18 protein-coding genes are annotated in these 17,186 nt (G+C 61.9%); 10 read left to right on the top strand and 8 right to left on the bottom strand.

Annotated elements, in window-relative coordinates:
* Position 1 precedes the first annotated feature (1 nt).
* From CMV30_RS10560 to CMV30_RS10550, 3 genes are all read left to right on the top strand, one after another.
* Complete coding sequence (locus tag CMV30_RS10560; RefSeq protein ID WP_096055992.1) at positions 2-418, top strand: VOC family protein; 417 nt, start codon at positions 2-4, stop codon at positions 416-418.
* A 105-nt stretch (positions 419-523) separates the two neighbouring features.
* Complete coding sequence (locus tag CMV30_RS10555) at positions 524-1,552, top strand: MBL fold metallo-hydrolase (RefSeq protein ID WP_096055991.1); 1,029 nt, start codon at positions 524-526, stop codon at positions 1,550-1,552.
* Positions 1,553-1,667: 115 nt separating this feature from the next.
* The gene (locus CMV30_RS10550) at positions 1,668-2,342 is read left to right on the top strand and encodes a phosphatase PAP2 family protein (protein ID WP_096055990.1); all 675 of its coding nucleotides are present in this window, start codon (positions 1,668-1,670) and stop codon (positions 2,340-2,342) included.
* A gap of 41 nt (positions 2,343-2,383) precedes the next feature.
* Here the strand turns inward: CMV30_RS10550 and CMV30_RS10545 are convergent, their stop codons facing one another.
* Complete coding sequence (locus CMV30_RS10545) at positions 2,384-3,445, bottom strand: DNA topoisomerase IB (RefSeq protein WP_096055989.1); 1,062 nt, start codon at positions 3,443-3,445, stop codon at positions 2,384-2,386.
* Positions 3,446-3,833: 388 nt separating this feature from the next.
* Positions 3,834-4,157, bottom strand: a complete 324-nt coding sequence (locus CMV30_RS10540; RefSeq protein WP_138223234.1) for a hypothetical protein — start codon at positions 4,155-4,157, stop codon at positions 3,834-3,836.
* A gap of 194 nt (positions 4,158-4,351) precedes the next feature.
* On the opposite strand from CMV30_RS10540, the gene CMV30_RS10535 reads away from it, so the two are divergent.
* From CMV30_RS10535 to CMV30_RS10525, 3 genes are all read left to right on the top strand, one after another.
* Positions 4,352-6,028, top strand: a complete 1,677-nt coding sequence (locus tag CMV30_RS10535) for an ABC1 kinase family protein (RefSeq protein ID WP_096055987.1) — start codon at positions 4,352-4,354, stop codon at positions 6,026-6,028.
* A gap of 186 nt (positions 6,029-6,214) precedes the next feature.
* Positions 6,215-6,679: a hypothetical protein gene (locus CMV30_RS10530; protein ID WP_096055986.1), complete on the top strand. Its 465-nt coding sequence runs from the start codon at positions 6,215-6,217 to the stop codon at positions 6,677-6,679.
* A gap of 84 nt (positions 6,680-6,763) precedes the next feature.
* Positions 6,764-7,999, top strand: coding sequence for a hypothetical protein (locus tag CMV30_RS10525; RefSeq protein ID WP_096055985.1), 1,236 nt, complete (start codon positions 6,764-6,766; stop codon positions 7,997-7,999).
* A 36-nt stretch (positions 8,000-8,035) separates the two neighbouring features.
* Here the strand turns inward: CMV30_RS10525 and CMV30_RS10520 are convergent, their stop codons facing one another.
* The 4 genes from CMV30_RS10520 to CMV30_RS10505 all read right to left on the bottom strand — a co-directional run bounded on the left by CMV30_RS10520 (position 8,036) and on the right by CMV30_RS10505 (position 10,973).
* A complete protein-coding gene (locus CMV30_RS10520; protein ID WP_096055984.1) occupies positions 8,036-8,338 on the bottom strand; it encodes a hypothetical protein in 303 nt (100 codons plus the stop codon).
* Between the two features lie 283 nt (positions 8,339-8,621).
* Complete coding sequence (locus CMV30_RS10515; protein ID WP_096057718.1) at positions 8,622-9,338, bottom strand: SDR family oxidoreductase; 717 nt, start codon at positions 9,336-9,338, stop codon at positions 8,622-8,624.
* 91 nt (positions 9,339-9,429) lie between these two features.
* A complete protein-coding gene (gene folE2, locus CMV30_RS10510) occupies positions 9,430-10,407 on the bottom strand; it encodes a GTP cyclohydrolase FolE2 (protein WP_096055983.1) in 978 nt (325 codons plus the stop codon).
* 83 nt (positions 10,408-10,490) lie between these two features.
* Positions 10,491-10,973: a 6-pyruvoyl trahydropterin synthase family protein gene (locus CMV30_RS10505; RefSeq protein WP_096055982.1), complete on the bottom strand. Its 483-nt coding sequence runs from the start codon at positions 10,971-10,973 to the stop codon at positions 10,491-10,493.
* Between the two features lie 97 nt (positions 10,974-11,070).
* Here CMV30_RS10505 and CMV30_RS10500 point away from each other — a divergent pair, with 97 nt between their 5' ends.
* From CMV30_RS10500 to CMV30_RS10485, 4 genes are all read left to right on the top strand, one after another.
* Positions 11,071-11,871, top strand: coding sequence for an MBL fold metallo-hydrolase (locus CMV30_RS10500; RefSeq protein ID WP_096055981.1), 801 nt, complete (start codon positions 11,071-11,073; stop codon positions 11,869-11,871).
* Between the two features lie 80 nt (positions 11,872-11,951).
* The gene (pyk, locus tag CMV30_RS10495) at positions 11,952-13,388 is read left to right on the top strand and encodes a pyruvate kinase (protein ID WP_096055980.1); all 1,437 of its coding nucleotides are present in this window, start codon (positions 11,952-11,954) and stop codon (positions 13,386-13,388) included.
* 105 nt (positions 13,389-13,493) lie between these two features.
* Entirely contained in the window at positions 13,494-13,841 is a 348-nt protein-coding gene (locus tag CMV30_RS10490) for a hypothetical protein (RefSeq protein WP_096055979.1), read from the top strand.
* An 83-nt stretch (positions 13,842-13,924) separates the two neighbouring features.
* Positions 13,925-14,767: a class I SAM-dependent methyltransferase gene (locus CMV30_RS10485; RefSeq protein WP_096055978.1), complete on the top strand. Its 843-nt coding sequence runs from the start codon at positions 13,925-13,927 to the stop codon at positions 14,765-14,767.
* Between the two features lie 48 nt (positions 14,768-14,815).
* On the opposite strand, the gene CMV30_RS10480 is transcribed toward CMV30_RS10485, so the two are convergent.
* Both CMV30_RS10480 and CMV30_RS10475 read right to left on the bottom strand, forming a co-directional pair.
* On the bottom strand, positions 14,816-16,213 hold the full coding sequence (locus CMV30_RS10480) for a sensor histidine kinase (protein WP_138223233.1): 1,398 nt from the start codon (positions 16,211-16,213) through the stop codon (positions 14,816-14,818).
* A 34-nt stretch (positions 16,214-16,247) separates the two neighbouring features.
* Positions 16,248-16,919: a response regulator transcription factor gene (locus tag CMV30_RS10475; protein ID WP_096055976.1), complete on the bottom strand. Its 672-nt coding sequence runs from the start codon at positions 16,917-16,919 to the stop codon at positions 16,248-16,250.
* Between the last annotated feature and the right edge of the window lie 267 nt (positions 16,920-17,186).

Below are 17,186 nucleotides of genomic sequence, written 5' to 3'. Positions count from 1 at the left end.
CATGCCTCAGTTCCTCAGCGCCGTTTCCCTCCTCGTCCGCGACTACGACGAAGCCATCGCGTGGTACACGAAGGTCCTCGCTTTCGATCTCGTCGAAGACAACCCGCTAGGCTCCGGCAAACGCTGGGTCGTGATCGCCCCGCCCGGCTCGCGCGAAACCCGCCTGCTCCTCGCCCAGCCTAAAAACGACACCGAGCGCGCCAGCATCGGCCATCAAGCCGGCGGCCGCGTTTTCCTCTTTCTCCACACCGATGACTTCGCCCGCGACCACGCCGCCATGCTCGCACGCGGCGTGAAATTCCACGAATCCCCCCGCCACGAACCCTACGGCACCGTCGCCGTCTTCGAAGACCTCTCCGGCAACAAGTGGGATCTGCTCCAACATCGAGCTTCCTCTACTGGCATCGAGTCACGCTGATAAAATTTCCCCAGCTGCACTGCTCTGAAATCCAGCCAACTATCGTCCCCCAGCCTCCTGCCGCCAGTTGCCCTTGGATAATTAAGTGCTATCCATTTCGCCCTCATGGCTTCCTCTCTCCTCCCCAGCCCATCCACGCTCTCACGCCGCGACGCCCTCCGCTTCTTCGGCCTCACCGCCGCCACCGCCCTCATCGCCCCCTCGCTCAGTTTCGGAGCCGATGCTTCGCCCGCCAGCACTCCCGCCCCCACCGTCGCGCAACCCGGCTTCTACCGCTTCAACATCGGCGCCTTCGAAGCCACCGCCTTCATCGACGGCGGCATGGCCGGCCCAACTTCCCAGCTCCAATTCTGGAAAGGCCACGGCCCCGATGAAGTCAGCGCCACTCTCAAAAACGCCTTCGTTTCCCCTGACCAGATCCGCATTCCCTTCTGCGTTCTCCTCGTTCGCATGGGCTCCGAACTCGTCCTCGTCGATTCCGGCTCCGGCGCTCTCTTCGGCCCCATCGCCGGGCAACTTCCCTCCCAACTCGCCGCCGCCGGTGTGAAGCCCGAACAGATCACCGCCGTCATCCTCACCCACGCCCATGGCGACCACATGGGCGGCCTGCTCGATCCCGTCACCAAAGCCCCCGTATTCAAAAACGCGCGCCACTTCATCCACCGCCACGAGTACGCCTTCTGGACCGGCTCCTCTCCTGATCTTTCCGGCGCCAATCTGCCCGAAGCCGACAAACAAGGCTTCATCGCCAGTGCCAAAGCCCACCTCGCCGCCATTAAGTTCGACCAGATTAAAGGCGGCGAAAAACTCCTCGACGGTCTCGAAATCATCGACGCTCCCGGTCACACCCCCGGCCACATCGCCCTCCTCTTCTCCTCGGGCAACGATCAGCTCCTCCACCTCGTCGATTCCGTCCATCATCACGTGGTCTCGTTCGAGCATCCTGATTGGAGCATCGCCTTCGACTCCGATCCCGCCACCGGCATCGAGACCCGCAAAAAAATCCTCGACCGTGCCAGTGCCGACCGCCTCCGCGTTTTCGGTGCGCACCTCCCGTTTCCCGGCCTCGGCCACGTCCGCATCCTCGCCAAAGGCCGCTACGAGCATGTCCTCGAGCCTTGGATCTGGGCTTAAGTCAGCCGACTAAAAGTGGCCGCATAGGCCAGCGTGCTTGCGCGGATTAAACCTTCCGTCCTTGCCCGCCTTCTGTCGTTCTCGGCGACGCGTTTCTAACGCGCCCTCGACAATCATGCCTGCCGACTCCCGGGAAAAAACCTCCGCCCCACGCGAACTCCTCTCCCGGATGATCGCGCACCCAGTGCTCAAGACCGTCGGCATCACTGCGTTCATCACGATCTTCTTCCTCGGCTATTTCGAGCTCCTCGAATCCCCCCGCTTCCCCGTCACCGTGATGCCGCTCACCGCGCTCGATCACGCCATCGCGTTCGCCCCGTTCTCGCTGCCGATCTACCTCTCGCTCTGGGTCTACGTGTGCTTCCCGCCCATCGCGCTCCGCACCCGCCGCGAACTCGTCGCCTACGGCTGGGAATCCGCCGCCGTCGCCCTCATCGGTCTCGGCATCTTCCTTTTCTGGCCCACCGTCATTCCATCGCCCGGCATCGACTGGACCCAGTATCCAAACTTCCAGTTCCTCAAAAGTGTCGACGCCGCCGGCAACGCCTGCCCCTCCCTCCACGTCGCCTTCGCCGTCTTCTCCGCCATCCGCGCCGGCCGCATCTTCCGCAGCCTCTCCGCTCCCCTCATCGTCCATCTGCTCAACTGGCTTTGGTGCCTAGCCATCATCTATTCGACACTCGCCACCCGCCAGCACGTCGCCCTCGACGCCGCCGCCGGTGCCGTCCTCGGCACTCTCGGCGGCCTTTTCCCCTTCGCCGCCCGCGTTCGGATGCCCGGCACCCGCTAGTCTGCACAACCGAGTATCTTCCTCGTGTACCACTACGATAATCAGCTCTGCGCGGCGGTTAATTGCTTCTGAAGAAATTCAAGCACCGCCGCCTCGATCGGTGTCAGACTGCCGCGAGAGATTTTTTCGGCCCGTGTTTTCATGACCGTTACCGTGAGTCCATCCAGGTAACTGTTCAAAATCACGGGATGGATGTACGACTTCCGGCAGATCGCCGGCGTATTCCCCAACCTCTCGGCTACATGTTTGATCGCGCTAATCACATTTTTCTTTGCCTGCACTTTTGAGTGCACGCATTCGAACCCGCGTAGCGCCTCCGCCGCCAGAACCGTCGCCGCCCACGTGCGAAAATCCTTCGCCGAAAACTCCTCGCCTCCGATTTCCCGCAGATAAGCGTTCACATCTTCAGAGGCGATTTTCTGCACGTTGCCTGCCTCGTCCTCATATTGAAAAAGTGTCTGTCCCGGCAGTTCCTGCGCACTGCGAACGATCTTCGCCAGACGCGGATCATGAAGATCGATCGCATGCCGTTTCCCGCTTTTCCCAAGAAACGCGAAGTGCATCGTCCCACCGCGAATCGAGACATGCCGGTCCCGTAGTGTGCTCAACCCGAAAGATCCGTTTTGCCGCACATACTCTTCGTTGCCCACGCGGATCAACGTCGCTTCAAGAAGTCTCGTGACGGCTGCCAGCACTTTCTCACGGCCAGTTCCAAGCCGCCGCAGATCGCGCTCCACCTTGCGCCTTAGAGCCGGCAGCACCCGGCCAAAAGCAATCATGCGCTCGTACTTCGTCTGATCGCGAATTGCTCTCCACTCGGGATGATAACGGTGCTGCTTCCGGTTACGGACATCCCGTCCCGTCGCCTGCAAATGCCCCGTCGTAAGCGGACAAATCCAGACATCTGACCAAGCAGGAGGAATCGCCAGACTGCGGATGCGCGCAAGAGTGTCGGCGTTCTTAACCGGAGCGCCATCCGGCATCAGGTAGCGAAAGGCCTTTCCTGCACGCCGCCGAGTGATCCCTCTGGAATCATCGGTGACATAGCGCAATCCGGCTTCTTTGGCCGCACCAGCGCTGTCCATGAGCGCGATTGAAGCCATGACAGAGTCTCCGGCAGCGTTGGACGCTTATTTGCGAAAAATCTTAGCGATCACGAAAATCACGATCGCACCGAAAATGCCGCCACCGAAGAGCAGATAGAGGAGCGACCAACCAGCAGCGGCCAAGGGAAGAAGTGTAGCAATCATTGGAGTGTTTTTTGAAGTTGTTAGCGTGTGATTCTCTACCGCGTGAAATGCGGAATGATGAGAATCGGTTAACCTCTCTTTCGCTTGAGCCGTGCCAGCAGCGCTTCACTAGCCAACACCAGAGACCACTCTCCCTCTCAAAAGCGGCGTCTCACCCCTCGCTCAATTCACGTCAGCCATCACTTCACATTTCGCTAATCTGCAAGGTCCACCCGAGAACCGGAATGCACTTTGCGATGAATTAGCTCAAAGCGGCAGCCGCCCAACTAGGTAACGGAAAAGTTTTTTTCTCTGCAAAATCAGCCAGAAGATTCTGCACCCACACACGCTCACAGCGGCATTCCGCAAGCCGCAGCAGCCGTGTCTCCCCCTGCTGCTCGATGGTGTACTTCCCGACCTCGATAGACAGCGGCTTCGTCTCTCCATGCAACAAACACGTCAGCTCCATGCTCCCGCGCTTGGAATCGATTCTCAGCTCCTCCAGACGCCCATAGCGCGAGAGCAGATCGTTGAGATAAATCTTCGCGGATTTTCCGGCGACGGCGTCTTTGGCTGCACGAAACATAGTTAAAAGGATTAGCCGCTTCCTATATGCCAACAGCGCGAGCGGCGGGTCTGAAAGCTACTCCCGATTGCTCCACGTCAACTCAGGTAGGAATAAATCCCGCTACGCTCCAGACCGCACCCATGCCGCCGTGCCCTGAACGTCTGCTTAAAACACCTGTCGGCATTCCTAGACTCATCCACTCCAGCTATTCCATGAAACTCTCCGCCTCCCACCTCAAACGCTACCAGCAGATCGCCGCCCTCCTCTGGAAATACGGCCGCTCCGACCTCGTCCGCCACCTCGCCTCCGATCAGGCCTTCGGCGTCAGCGAAAAAGACTCCAGCTCTGGCACCCCCGGCACCCCCGAACAATTCGCCGCCGACCTCGAAGCGATGGGGCCCACCTACGTGAAACTCGGCCAGGTTCTCGCCGGCCGCCCCGATCTACTCCCCGAACCTTACCTCCAGGCTCTCGCCCGCCTTCAGGACAACGTGAAGCCGTTCCCCTTCGAAGAGGTCGAAAAAATCGTCACCGAGGGCATCGGCGTTCGTCTCTCGAAAGCCTTTGAGTACTTCTCCTCCGAACCCATCGCCGCCGCCTCGCTCGGCCAGGTCCACTCCGCCACCTTGCGCGACGGCCGCCCTGTTGTAGTCAAAGTTCAACGACCCGGCATCCGTCAGCAGATCGCCGAGGACTTCGAGGTGCTCGCCACCATCGCTACCTTCTTCGACAACCACACCGCCGTCGGCCGCCGCTACCGCTTCCACAGCGTCCTCCAAGAATTCCGCACCACCATCCAGCACGAGCTCAACTACGAGCGTGAGGCCCAAAACCTCCTCAAGGTCGGCGAAAACCTGAAGGAGTTTGAAACCATCCAGATCCCCCAGCCCGTGTCCGACTACTGCAGCGGCAGCGTGCTCACGATGGACTACGTCCGCGGCCGCAAGATCACCAAACTCGGCCCGCTCGCCCGTCTCGAAATGACTGGCTCCACTTCCCTCGCAGCCGATCTGTTCAAAGCCTACCTCAAACAAGTCCTCCTCGACGGCCTCTTCCACGCCGATCCCCATCCAGGCAACGTCTTCATGACCGACGACGGCCGCATCGCCCTCCTCGATCTCGGCATGGTCGGCCACGTCGCCCCCGGTATGCAGGAGCATCTCCTCAAACTCCTCATGGCCGTCAGCGACGGCAACGGCGAGGAAGCCGCCGACATCGTCATCCGCTTCAGCGAAAAAATGGAGGACTTCAACGCCCCCGAATTCCGCCGAAAAATCTCCCAGCTCGTCGTCCGCCGCCGCGACCAGGAACTCGCCCAGCTCAATGTCGGCCGCTCCCTCCTCGACGTTAGCCGCAACGCCCACGACAACGGCCTTTTCGTCCCGAGCGAACTGACTCTGCTCGGGAAAACGCTCCTCCAGCTCGACGAGGTCGGCCGCACCCTCGACCCATCTTTCGACCCCAACGCCTCCATCCGTGAAAACGTCAGCCAGCTCATGACGCAGCGGATGCGCAAAGACCTTACCCAAGGAAACGCCTTCAGCACGCTCCTCGAGATGAAGGATTTCGCCAGCAACCTCCCCGGACGCCTCAACCGTATCATGGATGCGGTGACGAACTCAGAGCTCGAGGTGAAGGTGAAGGCCGTGGACGCCAAGATGATGGTCGATGGCATGCAGAAAATCGCCAACCGCATCACCACCGGCCTCATCCTCGCCGCATTGATCGTCGGCGCCTCGCTCATGATGCGCATCGAAACGCCTTCGCGCCTGCTCGGCTACCCATCACTCGCGATCATCTGCTTCCTCGTCGCCGCCACTGGCGGACTCTGGCTCGTCGTCAGCATTTTCATCCACGACCAGCGGAATAAAAACAAACCGCCCCGCTGATCTTGAATACATCGCGCCTGCTCACGCAGCAGAGTGCAGGCATCGACCGAGAGCAGGCTGCATTTCGCGATGAAGAAATCACCCGCATCTTTCGCACGAAAAAATTAACCCCTTCTTTTCCAGCGGCTAAAAACGAAACGCCTCCACTGGCATGCAGACAGCGAATGAGAGGCAACTCCCTCCTCTATGAAAACCCATCGCTTCCTCCGCTCCGCCTTCATCGCCCTCCCGCTCACCGCACTTATTGCTCTAAGCGGCTGCGTCTCGCCCACACCGCCGCGCCCCGTGGTCGCCTACCCGGTCAGCTATCAAATCCCGGTCAGCAACACCCAGGTCGTCTCCTCGGATGGCCCGCAAAATCTAAATACCAGTCCCACGCAGGACGTCACCGTCGAGCCCGGCAAAACCCTCTACTATCAGGTGGTCTCGCCCATCGACGTCACGCTCACCCTGTCCGAACTTCCCGTCTCCACCGCGGCATCGACCGCCCGTATCGGCCAGATGCAAGGCACCACCTTCACCTCGTCGATCACGCCGACCACCTCCGCCATCCGCTTCACCTTCTCCGCCAGCCAGGCCAACAGCAGCGGCACCTTGCGGTTCACACTTTCTGACCGCCCCATCGCTCCCGCAGTGACCTCGATCCACTGAAAACATCTGCCGACGCAGCCTAGACTTTAGGCCCTCAAAGCACTCACGTGAGAGCGGTCGATCCCGACATCGGCCGCTCTCTTTATGCATTTTTCCGTTCTCCGTTTCTTCACGCTGTTCGTATCGGCACTTCTGATTGCCTCTGCCGCCCCCACCGCAAATGAGCCGATCAACTGGGCCAGCCTCATAACCGGTAGCGATCTAAAACTCGCCGTATTACCTGCGGAAAAAGACGCTTCATCCGCTCAACCACCGCCCGTCGTTTTCTACCTTCAAAACCTCGCCGCCCCGCGCATCGGCACCGACTCCGACGAAGCGATCATCGCCGACCTCCGCCACTCCGGCCACCTGGTCGTCCTCATCGACTACTCAAAAAACTCCCGTGCCTGCGTCCCCTTCATCAACCGCGATCTCGGCAAACTCCGCGACGATCTCCGCGCCGGTAAACTCCTTCCCTCAAAATCCTTCGACGCCTCCCGCGTTTACATCGTCCCTTCCGGCCACCGCCTCAAACGCGACCTTGTTTTCTTTCACGACGACGTCCGCACGCTCGCCCTCGACCTCATCTACCCCTCCGGCTCCGCCGAAAATCCCGCCCGCCGCACCGGCACCGTCCTCGAGTTTTCCTGCGACAACAAAGACCGCTTCGGCAACACCTCGCTCTCCATATGCAGCGACACTCTCCTCGACGGTTTCGCCACCGAAGGTTTCGCCGTAGCCATGGCCGATCACCCCGTCGCCGCACCTTACAAAGGCCTCGATGCCATGCCCTCCTCCGCGTGGAAAATCAAAGCCGCCGTTCGCACCCTCCGCGCCGAAACCGCCGCCCTTGGCCTCAGCGGTAAAATCATCCCCGTCGGTTTCTCCCGCGGCAGCGGCATGGCCCTCATGCTCCTCTCCACCGAAGGCCTCGCCGAATTTGAAGGCCACGGCGAACACCCCGGCGTCAGCAGCGCTGTCCAGGGAGCCGTCATTTTGTCGGGCCGTTTCACCTACACCGATCTCCGTGCCGACGATCACATGATTCCCCGCTACGACAAAGCCTGGGGCACCCGCGAAACCGCCCTCGACACCTGGCGTCGCCACGGAGCGCTCGAGTACCTCGGCACCGCGACCAGCCCAGTCTTTCTCTCCATCAACATCACCGAATCGCCCGACGCGCTCCACCAAATGACCGTTCTCCGCAAGCGCCTCGCCGAACTTGGCAGCGACGACACTTTCATGATGGATCGCGAACCTCGCGGCCACAAAGTCCCGCTCGATCCCGCCATCCTCGCCGCGATGAATAACTACCTAAAGCGCCAGCTCGCCGTCCAGTGATCGCTCACACGACGGCGAAACAGGCGGTTGGGAAAATCAAAACCGCACGCGAACACCCACCGGCATCGCCTGCCGGGCACGCGCCCCTTGCGTGATCTGCTCGCGAGCCTCGGACCGGCGCAGCACCAGACGGTTCAGCATCACAGACATTTCCTGCGCTCCCATCCGGAGCAGATAACCCGCGCCGATCGCGCCCGTCACCAGCCCCATCAGTTGCAGCCACAGCGTCTGCGTATCCGCCAAGCCGATGCTCGAGCCCGCACTCGGCGAGGCCGTCAGCGCGGCAACCTGCATAACCGTTCCGAGAAGAAAAAATCCGATGGCGTTGGCGGTGTTCATAAGCGTGCCCCCTAGAAAGCCATGCCTGTGCCAACCCACCCGACCTAGAATCAACCATCACCTCTACAACGCCTTACAAAAAGCCTGGTGAACTCACCCCACGCATAATCCGTGCATTTGGCATGAGCCAAAAAAATGCCGTCTTGCACCCTGCAAGACCCCGTAACCGGCCCGTTCTCTTAATGGAGGGACGACCTCCGTGTCGTCCAGGATCGATCGTCCACGGTCCGCACAGAGCCCGGCTCACCGTCCAAGCAGCCATGCCTTCCTCCAAAAGCCGTAATCACAAATCCCCCAGCTGCGGCCGCAACACGATCTCCTCCACCACCGTCCGCCGCCCCAGCCGATACACATCGAAAAACGCCCGCGCCACATCCGCCGCCGGCATGATCCGCTCTTCCTTCACGCCACTCTTTGACCACGACGGCGACCACGTCGCCCCCGGATGCACGCAGCACACGCGCACCCCTTTTTCCCGCAGCTCCTCGCGCATCACCTTGCTCAGCCCCGTCACCCCAAACTTCGCCGCGCAGTACGCCGCGCTGTTCGGATACGCCCCGAGCCCCGCGATCGAGCTCATATTAAAAACATCCCCGCGTCCCCGCTTCGCCATCGCCGGCACGAACGCCCGAGACATCAGAAAAACGCTCCGCAAATTCGCCGCCACGATCTCGTCAAAATCCCTCACGCTCGTCTCCCCAAACGGCGCCGCCCGAAACACCCCCGCGTTATTGATGAGCACATCCACTCCGCCACGAAACCGCTTCGTCACCGCCGCCTTCAACCCCTCAACCGCCGCTTCATCACTCACGTCTGCCGGAAAAACCTCCACCTCGCCCGCGCCGAGCTTCACGCACACCGTCGCCACCGCGCGCAGATTTTTTTCCGCCCGCGCCACCAGCGCCAGCCGGCACCCCGGCAATTCCTTCGCAAACACTTTCGCGATCGCCGCCCCGATCCCCTGCGACGCCCCTGTAATCAAAACGACTGGTTTGCTCATAATATAAATTCTCAACTCTGCTCCGACCTTAGCGTCTTCGCGTCTTTGCGATTAAAAATAACGATCATCCGCGAAAACACTCCGCTTCGCCTCAGCACAGCAGCGACCCGAAATCCATGAAGTCCGCCTTGAAGCCATCCTTCACCCCTTTGCAGACCACGCTCACCGCGTCGTGCGAATGCAGCGACTCCAAGTGCGAGCACGCGATGAGGAAATCCTTCACGCGCTTCTCGCGATTAAACTCTCCGTAGAGCAGTCGCGCCGCATCCTCGACGAACTTCAGGTGCGCGCCGTTCAGCTCCGCAAATGCCTGCTCGTCCTCGCGCTTCACCATCACCTGCGTCTCGGTTTTCAACGCCCGCTCGCACAGCGCGTGAATATCCTCGATCCAGATTTTCGCGCCTTCGACTTCCTCCACGATCACGCGCGCCTTGCTCCGCTGCGAGTGCGGCACCGTGTACGCGCCGCGTTTGTCCCGCGCGTGCTCCGACAGCTCCGCCGAACACGGACACGCCGACGAGTACACGAAGTCGAAATGGATAAACCGGCGGTACTCGCCCGCTCCCGTCATCACACCCTCGAACGCCACATTGTAGAACTGATACCCGTCCAGCCCGCTGCGCAGACTCGGCCGCAGCATCGGATAAGAAAACCGGATCTTCAGCCGCGCGTTCTTGCTCTCCACCTTCTTCAAATACGCGCGCAAAATCTTCCCCATCCACTCGCCCGTGAACACCTCGTCCTTGTGCTCGTAGAACGACCGCACGATCCGGCTCATGTTGATTCCCTTGAGCTCCGCTTCGAGCGACACCGTCCCCGTCACACTCGCTTCGAGCGTAATGACGTCCTTCTTCTTCGTCCGAAACTTCAGAGGCAGCCGGAAATTATGCACGCCCACCTGCTGGATCGGCACGTGCGCTCCTTGGATCGAGTCCTGCGCCGCCTCCATCATGTCAGGCAGTGTCGCGCGGTACGCGGCATCGGCTTTGAACGTCGCATCAAACGCCCGCGCGATCTTCGGCTCAGCGCCGTCGGCGGAGCGATGCAGGTACATAGGTTTCTTTTTCATGATTCGTTTTTCGTTTAACGCGCGGGGGGACGATAACCGCGCAAAGTCAGCGCCACCGGAACAGACCGGCGGCAACCGCCCACTCAATAAATTCCTTCCGGTCCGCGGTACTCCGCGAAATTCCTCGGCGTCTCGAACAACTTCACGCTGTGCAGCCGACCGTGCGTGATGTGCGGCGCCAGCTCGTTCCAAAACGCGATCACCAGATTCTCCGTCGAAGGAATGATCCCGCGCAAAAAATCCACCTCATCGTTCAGGTTGTGGTGATCGCACTTGTCCACGATCACCCGGTTCAAGAGCTCCTTCAAATCGCCCAGATCCATCACACATCCCGTCTCCGGATCGGGTTCTCCGCGCAGCGAAACTTCCAGCACATAGTTATGCCCATGCCAGTGTGGATTCGTGCAAAGCCCGAACTGCTCCAGATTCCACGCCTGGCTCTTCGTCGGATTGTACAGCCGATGCGCCGAGTTGAAGTGTACCTGCCGCGTGATGATCACCGTGCCCTTTTGAGGACGCACCACCGCACCCTTCTTGGACGAGCGTGAACGAGTTTTTTCCGGCATAAGCCGTGCAACAAAAACGACTCCCCCATCCGGGTCAAATTCACATCCACCCCCGCCTTGCCTTGCCGCCCCGCCGGTGCTTCCACACGGACGACAAATGAGCATGAAGTTCTGCATCCTCGGCACCGGCAGCTCGGGCAACTGCGCCCTGCTCCAATCCGCCGGTGCGCGCGTGCTCGTGGACGCCGGTTTCTCCGCCCGCAAAACCACCCAGCTCCTCGCCTCCGTCGGCGAATCCCTCGACCGCATCGATGCCATCTTCCTCACCCACGAACACGGCGACCACTCCGCCATCGTCTCCGGCCTCAACCGCCACCCCCACATCAAGGTCTTCGCCAACGCCGCCACCTCCCGCGTCCTCCAGGAAAAACTCGATTTCCGCCCCGACTGGCAGCTCTTCCAGACCGGCGCCCGCTTCCGCTTCCGCGATCTCGATGTCGAGAGCTTCACCGTCCCCCACGACGCGCAGGACCCCGTCGGCTTCCTTTTCGCCACCGGTGCCGACGGCGACCTCCTCACCCCGCGCCGCCGCCTCGCCTGGCTCACCGATCTCGGCCACTGCCCCCAACACATCCACGAGCGTATCCGCGAAGTGGACATCCTCGTCGTCGAGGCCAACCACTGCTCCGAACTGCTCAAAAACGACACGAAACGCCCCTGGTCGCTCAAGCAGCGCATCAGCGGCCGCCACGGCCATCTCTCCAACCAGAGCACCCGCGCCCTCCTCGACTCCGTCGCCAGCCCGAGCTGGCGCCACGTCTTTCTCACACACTTGAGCCGCGATTGTAACAGCCCTGAAGCCGTCCGCCTCGCCTTCACCGGCGCCTCGCTCGCCACCGGCTGCCTGCTCTCCGTCGTCGAGCCCGGCATGTGTACTCCCCTCCACGATTTCGCCTGAGTCTGAGCATCGTTCCTGCTGACTGGCGAACGTGCGCAAGCTTGCCCACCCAGACCATTCGCGCACCAATTCAGATGCTTATGAACGCAAACGCCGCCACGCTTCGCCGTACCAAAATCATTTTCACCCTCGGTCCAGCCACCGAGAGCGAAGAGATGCTCGAGAAGATCATCCTCGCCGGCGGCGACATCGCCCGCCTCAACATGGCGCACGCGAAACACGACTGGGTCCGCACCGTCATCCGCCGCATCCGCACCGTCTCCAAAAAAATCGGCCGCGAGATCGCCATCATGATGGACATCAAAGGCCCCGAAATCCGCACCGGCGACGTCGCCGTACCCATCGAACTCCAGCCCGGCGAGATCTTCGACTTCACCGTGAAACCTGGCGGCGAACGCGAAAAATCCGAGGAGATCCGCTCCGTCGACGTCAATTACCAGAACCTCGTCAACGACATCAAAGTCGGCGACACCGTCCTCGTGGACAACGGCCTCATCCGCCTGGAAGTCCTCGCGAAAAACGAAGCCCACATCCGCTGCCGCGTCCTCATCCCCGGCGAACTCAAATCGAAACGCCACATCAACCTCCCCGGCGTCAAAGTGAACCTCCCGTCGTTCACCGAAAAAGACCGCGGCGACACCCTCGTCGGCATCGCCGAAGGCATCGACTTCGTCGCCCTCTCCTTCGTCCGCGAAGCCAAGGACATCGAAGGCCTCCGCGAATTCCTCACTGCCAATAAATCCAAGGCCCAGATCATCGCCAAAATCGAGGATCAGTCCGCCATCGAAAACCTCGAGGAGATCGTAAAAGTCACCGACTCCGTCATGGTCGCCCGCGGCGACCTCGGCATCGAGTGCCCCTTCGAGGAACTCCCCATCATTCAGCGCGCCGCCGTCCACGCCTGCCTCACTCACGGCAAATCCGTCATCATCGCCACCCACATGCTCGAATCGATGATCGGCTCCCCGATGCCGACCCGCGCCGAGATCACCGACGTCGCCAACGCGGTCCTGGAACAGGCCGACTGTGTCATGCTCTCCGGCGAAACCACCATCGGCAAATACCCCGTCGAATGCGTCGGCATCCTCGACAAGATCGCCCGCCGCATCGAACACGAGATCTCCGACCACTACGACGAGCCCGCCGTCTTCACGCAGGAAAAGATGAAGGTTCTCCGCTCCGCCGTCGTCATGGCCAACGAGATTCCCCACTCGCATATCCTCACCTTCACCCGCCTCGGCTTCATGGCCCGCGGCCTCGCCGCCCTCCGCCCGCCGCGCTCACCGATCTTCGCCTTCACGCCCACCGTCGAGGTTCTCCGCCAGCTCCGCATCCTCCGCGCCGTCGAAGGCTTCCTCCTCCCCTTCGCCTCCGACCCCGACGAGACCATCAGCCTCGCCATCCACGAGCTGCAAAAATCCGGCCACGTGAAACAGGGCGACAAACTCATCGTCGTCACCGACATCGTCTCCAACGACCGCCTCATCGACAGCGTCCAGCTCCGCACCGTCCGCTAAGCCGCCACGTCGCGCCTGCTTTCTGAAAAGCCAGTCCCTCCAGGGACTGGCTTTTTGCATTAAATAATTTGAACGATTCCTCGGGCCAAGCGCCTAAGTCCCCGCTTGCCCCGGAAACGCTCCATTCACGCCTTCATCGTATCCACGCTCCTGTTGCGCGTGCTCGTGCTCGCGCTGCTGAATCCACTCTGCTGCCGGTACCTCCCCACCTTCGACGCCGAGCCCCCGCAGCACCAGTTCAGCATCGCCGAAAACGAATGCGACTGCCCCGGCAAACCCGAGGCCGCCCGGCACGAGTTGAAGGCGCCCGTCTTCGCCCTCGCCCTCATCGAGCGCCTCCCGCTCCCGCGAACGCCTGATCCCGCCCGTTCGATTTCTCCGTCACCAACTTTTGGGCACATCCGCTGCCTCGCGCCTCCGGCGCACATCCGCTTCCGCATCTTTCTGAGCTGAGACCGCGCGGCTGAAACCCGCGCTGGTACTCAACGCCGCACGGCTGTCACGCCGTGGGCATCTATCAACTCGCTCAGAATTAAATGTCCTACTCGCTTACCTCCGAGTCGCCGCTCACCGCTGCGACCATGCCTTCCCGTGCGCCCGCATATGCGCGTTTGTCGCTCCTGCGCTGGCCTCTTTCTCTTCTCGATCGCAGCGCGTTTCACCGCGCCGCCGACTGTCCACTCGGCCCCAAAGCCGCCAAAACCCGCTACCCCTTCCGCAGCCTCCGCTACTGGTGGGCCGCCGCCGCGCTCGCGGACTATCAAGCCCACATCGACCGCCCGCTCGCCATTCTCGACGCCGGTTGCCAGGGCGGCTACCTGCGCCGCATCGCAGGCGGCGACAAATCCTCCCGCTGGACTGGCTTCGACAAACACCTCGGTCATCCCCACCTCCTGGCCTCCGGCTACGATTCGCTTGTATCAGGAGACCTCGAACAACCATTGCCCTTCGCCGACGCCAGCTTTGACGCCATCGTCAGCCTACACGTCTTCGAACACCTGCGCTCCCCGGAAACCGCCGCCCGCGAACTCGCCCGCGTCCTGCGCCCAGGCGGTCTCCTCCTGCTCGGCTTCCCCACCATGCCCGGCTGGCTCGCCCGCCTCCGCGAGGCCCAGCACCGCCGCGGCATCGCCCGAGGCGAACGTCCCGACTGGGGCCATCAACAGGTCTTCGATCCCGAACGCTGCCGCCAGCTCGCCCGCGACACCGGCCTCGACGTCGCCTTCCTCTCCGGCTCGCACTTCTTCCGGCTCACCGGCTTCTTCCTCGAAAACAGCGCCGCCTGGGTCCGTCTCAACCAGCTCTGGGGTACCCTCGTCCCGTCGCTCGGAAGCGAGCTCTGCGTAATCCTCGCGAAACCGTCGAGTCCCCGGCCTTAGCCCGCCGTACACGCGTGCCCGCCCGCCGAATACGCGGCGCGGGCTCGCTCACCCCAGGGGCAGCCCCACCTCAAACACCGCCCCGCCCTCCGGCGCATTCCGCACACTCACGCGTCCACCGTGTGCCTCCACGATGGCGCGCACCAGACTCAGCCCCAGCCCAAGTCCGCTCTGCGAACGGCTCTGGTCCCCGCGATAAAGCCGTTCCCAGATCCGCGCCTGCTCTGCCTCCGGCACGCCCGGCCCCGAATCCTTCACGATTAAAACCGCCTCGCGCTCCCGGCGCTCCGTTGTCACCGCCACGCGCCCGCCGTCCGGCGTGTACTTGATCGCGTTATCGATAAGATTCGCCACCGCCTGCCGCAGCCTCGTCGCATCCGCCAGCACCGGCGTATCCGCGACCTCGATGCTCAACGAAATCTCCTTCGCCCCCGCGATCTCGTCGTAAAGCCCGCCCGCGCTCCGCGCGAGCTGCCCCAGATCGCAAGGCTCCTTCTTCAGTTTCAACATCCCCGCCTCCGCCTCCGAGATTTCCATCAACGCCCGCAGCAGCCGCAGCACCTCGTCCGACCGCTCCACGCAATCCGCCAGAGCATCGTCCTTCGCCGCCACATCGCCAGCCGCCAGCGCCAGCTCCGCCCCGCCGCGCATGCTCGTCAGCGGCGTGCGCAGGTCGTGGGCGACATTGTCGAGCGCCTCGCGCATCGCCGTCAGCAGCCCCGCGTTTTTATCGAGCACCGTATTAAACTGCCTCACCAGCTCCGCCATGTCGTCGTCGCGCCTCGGCTCCGGCACCCGCGCATCCATCGCCCCCGTCTGCACGATCCGCTTCGCCGTTTCGACGACCGCGCGCAGCGGCTTCGTCGCCCGCCGCGCAGCAAACACCCCGCCCGCAAATCCCACCAGCACCACCGCTGGCGCCACCCACACGAAAATCCTCCGCAACGGCTGCAACAACGCCGTCCGGTTGTCCGTGCTCCGCGCCACCTGCAGCAGCAGCCCGTCCGGTAAAACCACGTTCAACACCGCCAGATCCTCCTGCTCATCCAGCGGCACGCGCACCGTCAGCTCCGTCTTCTCCGTCATCCCTCCCCACGCATCCGGCACCGTCACGCGCTTCTCATCCTGCTCGATCCAGTCCGGCGGCACGCTCATCCACACCACGCCACGCGGCGACATCAGCCGGATGAACAACGAACGCACATACGGCGCCCGGCTGTCCTCCTCCACGCGCTGCTTCAATCCATTTAGCCCGAGCGTCGCATAAACCGCCGAGTACTGCTGCAATCGCAGCCGCAACGCCTCGTGCTCACGCTGCTCCAGCTGCCGCCCCAGCAGCCAGTAAAGCAGCCCGAAAATCGCGCTGAACCCCACCGCAAACAACACCGCGAACCACACGCTGAGCCGCACCGCCACCGACCGCCGCAAATTTGAAAACGTCGTCATGCTTCGTGTGTTCGTTCGTGCTTCCGCGCCTCGTTCACGTCCCTCGTTTGAAAACATAACCCACACCCCGCACCGTCTCGATACGCGTCTTGTCCGGGTCCACCTTCGCCCGCAACCGCGACATCAACACGTCCACGACATTCGTCTGCGGATCGAAACTATAGTCCCACACGTGCTCCAGAATCATCGTCTTCGTCACCGGCCGCCCCGGATTGCGCAGCAGATATTCCAGCAGCGAAAACTCCCGCGGCTGCAACTCCACCAACTCGCCGCCCACCGTCACCGTCCGTGACATCAGATCCATCTCCACACCATTCACGGTGAGCCGAGTCGCCTCGGGCGTCCGCGTCGAGCGCCGGATCAACGCCTGCAACCGCGCCGTCAGCTCCGCGAACGCAAACGGCTTCGTCAGATAATCGTCCCCGCCCGCCTGCAATCCCTTGATGCGATCTTCCACACTCGAACGCGCGCTGAGGAACAACACCGGCATCGTCAGATGCGTCATCCGCAACCGCTTCACCAGACTGAGCCCATCGAGCCCCGGCAGATTCACATCCACCACCGCCGCATCATACGGTGTCATCCCCGCGAGCGTCAGCCCCGTGTCGCCATCGGGCGCGTGATCCACGGCATACCCTTCCTGCTTCAGGCCCTTGACTACGAAGGAGGCGATCTTGGCGTCGTCTTCAACAATGAGAATGCGCACGGAAATACTTTGATTGGATGCATTCACCGAAGGAAAGCCAAAGGTGGAACGCGCCGTCCCGGCGCGTTGGTTCGAAACGGAGAGGGGGTTATCCAACCCGCTGGTTCGGAAAGGTAGGGAGAGTCCCGCCTGTTCGACATCTCCCGCGTTTCCGAAATCACGCGTTCGACTTCTTCAAAAAAACACCCCGGACCGTTTTCACGATCCGGGGCGGCCATCACTTCAACACAGCACCCTGTTTCTTGCATCACAGGACACTGAAATTTT

Source organism: Nibricoccus aquaticus (assembly GCF_002310495.1).
Lineage (GTDB): Bacteria > Verrucomicrobiota > Verrucomicrobiia > Opitutales > Opitutaceae > Nibricoccus > Nibricoccus aquaticus.
The sequence above is the reverse complement of the archived record's forward strand: the minus strand, read 5'-3'. Positions and strand labels throughout refer to the sequence as shown.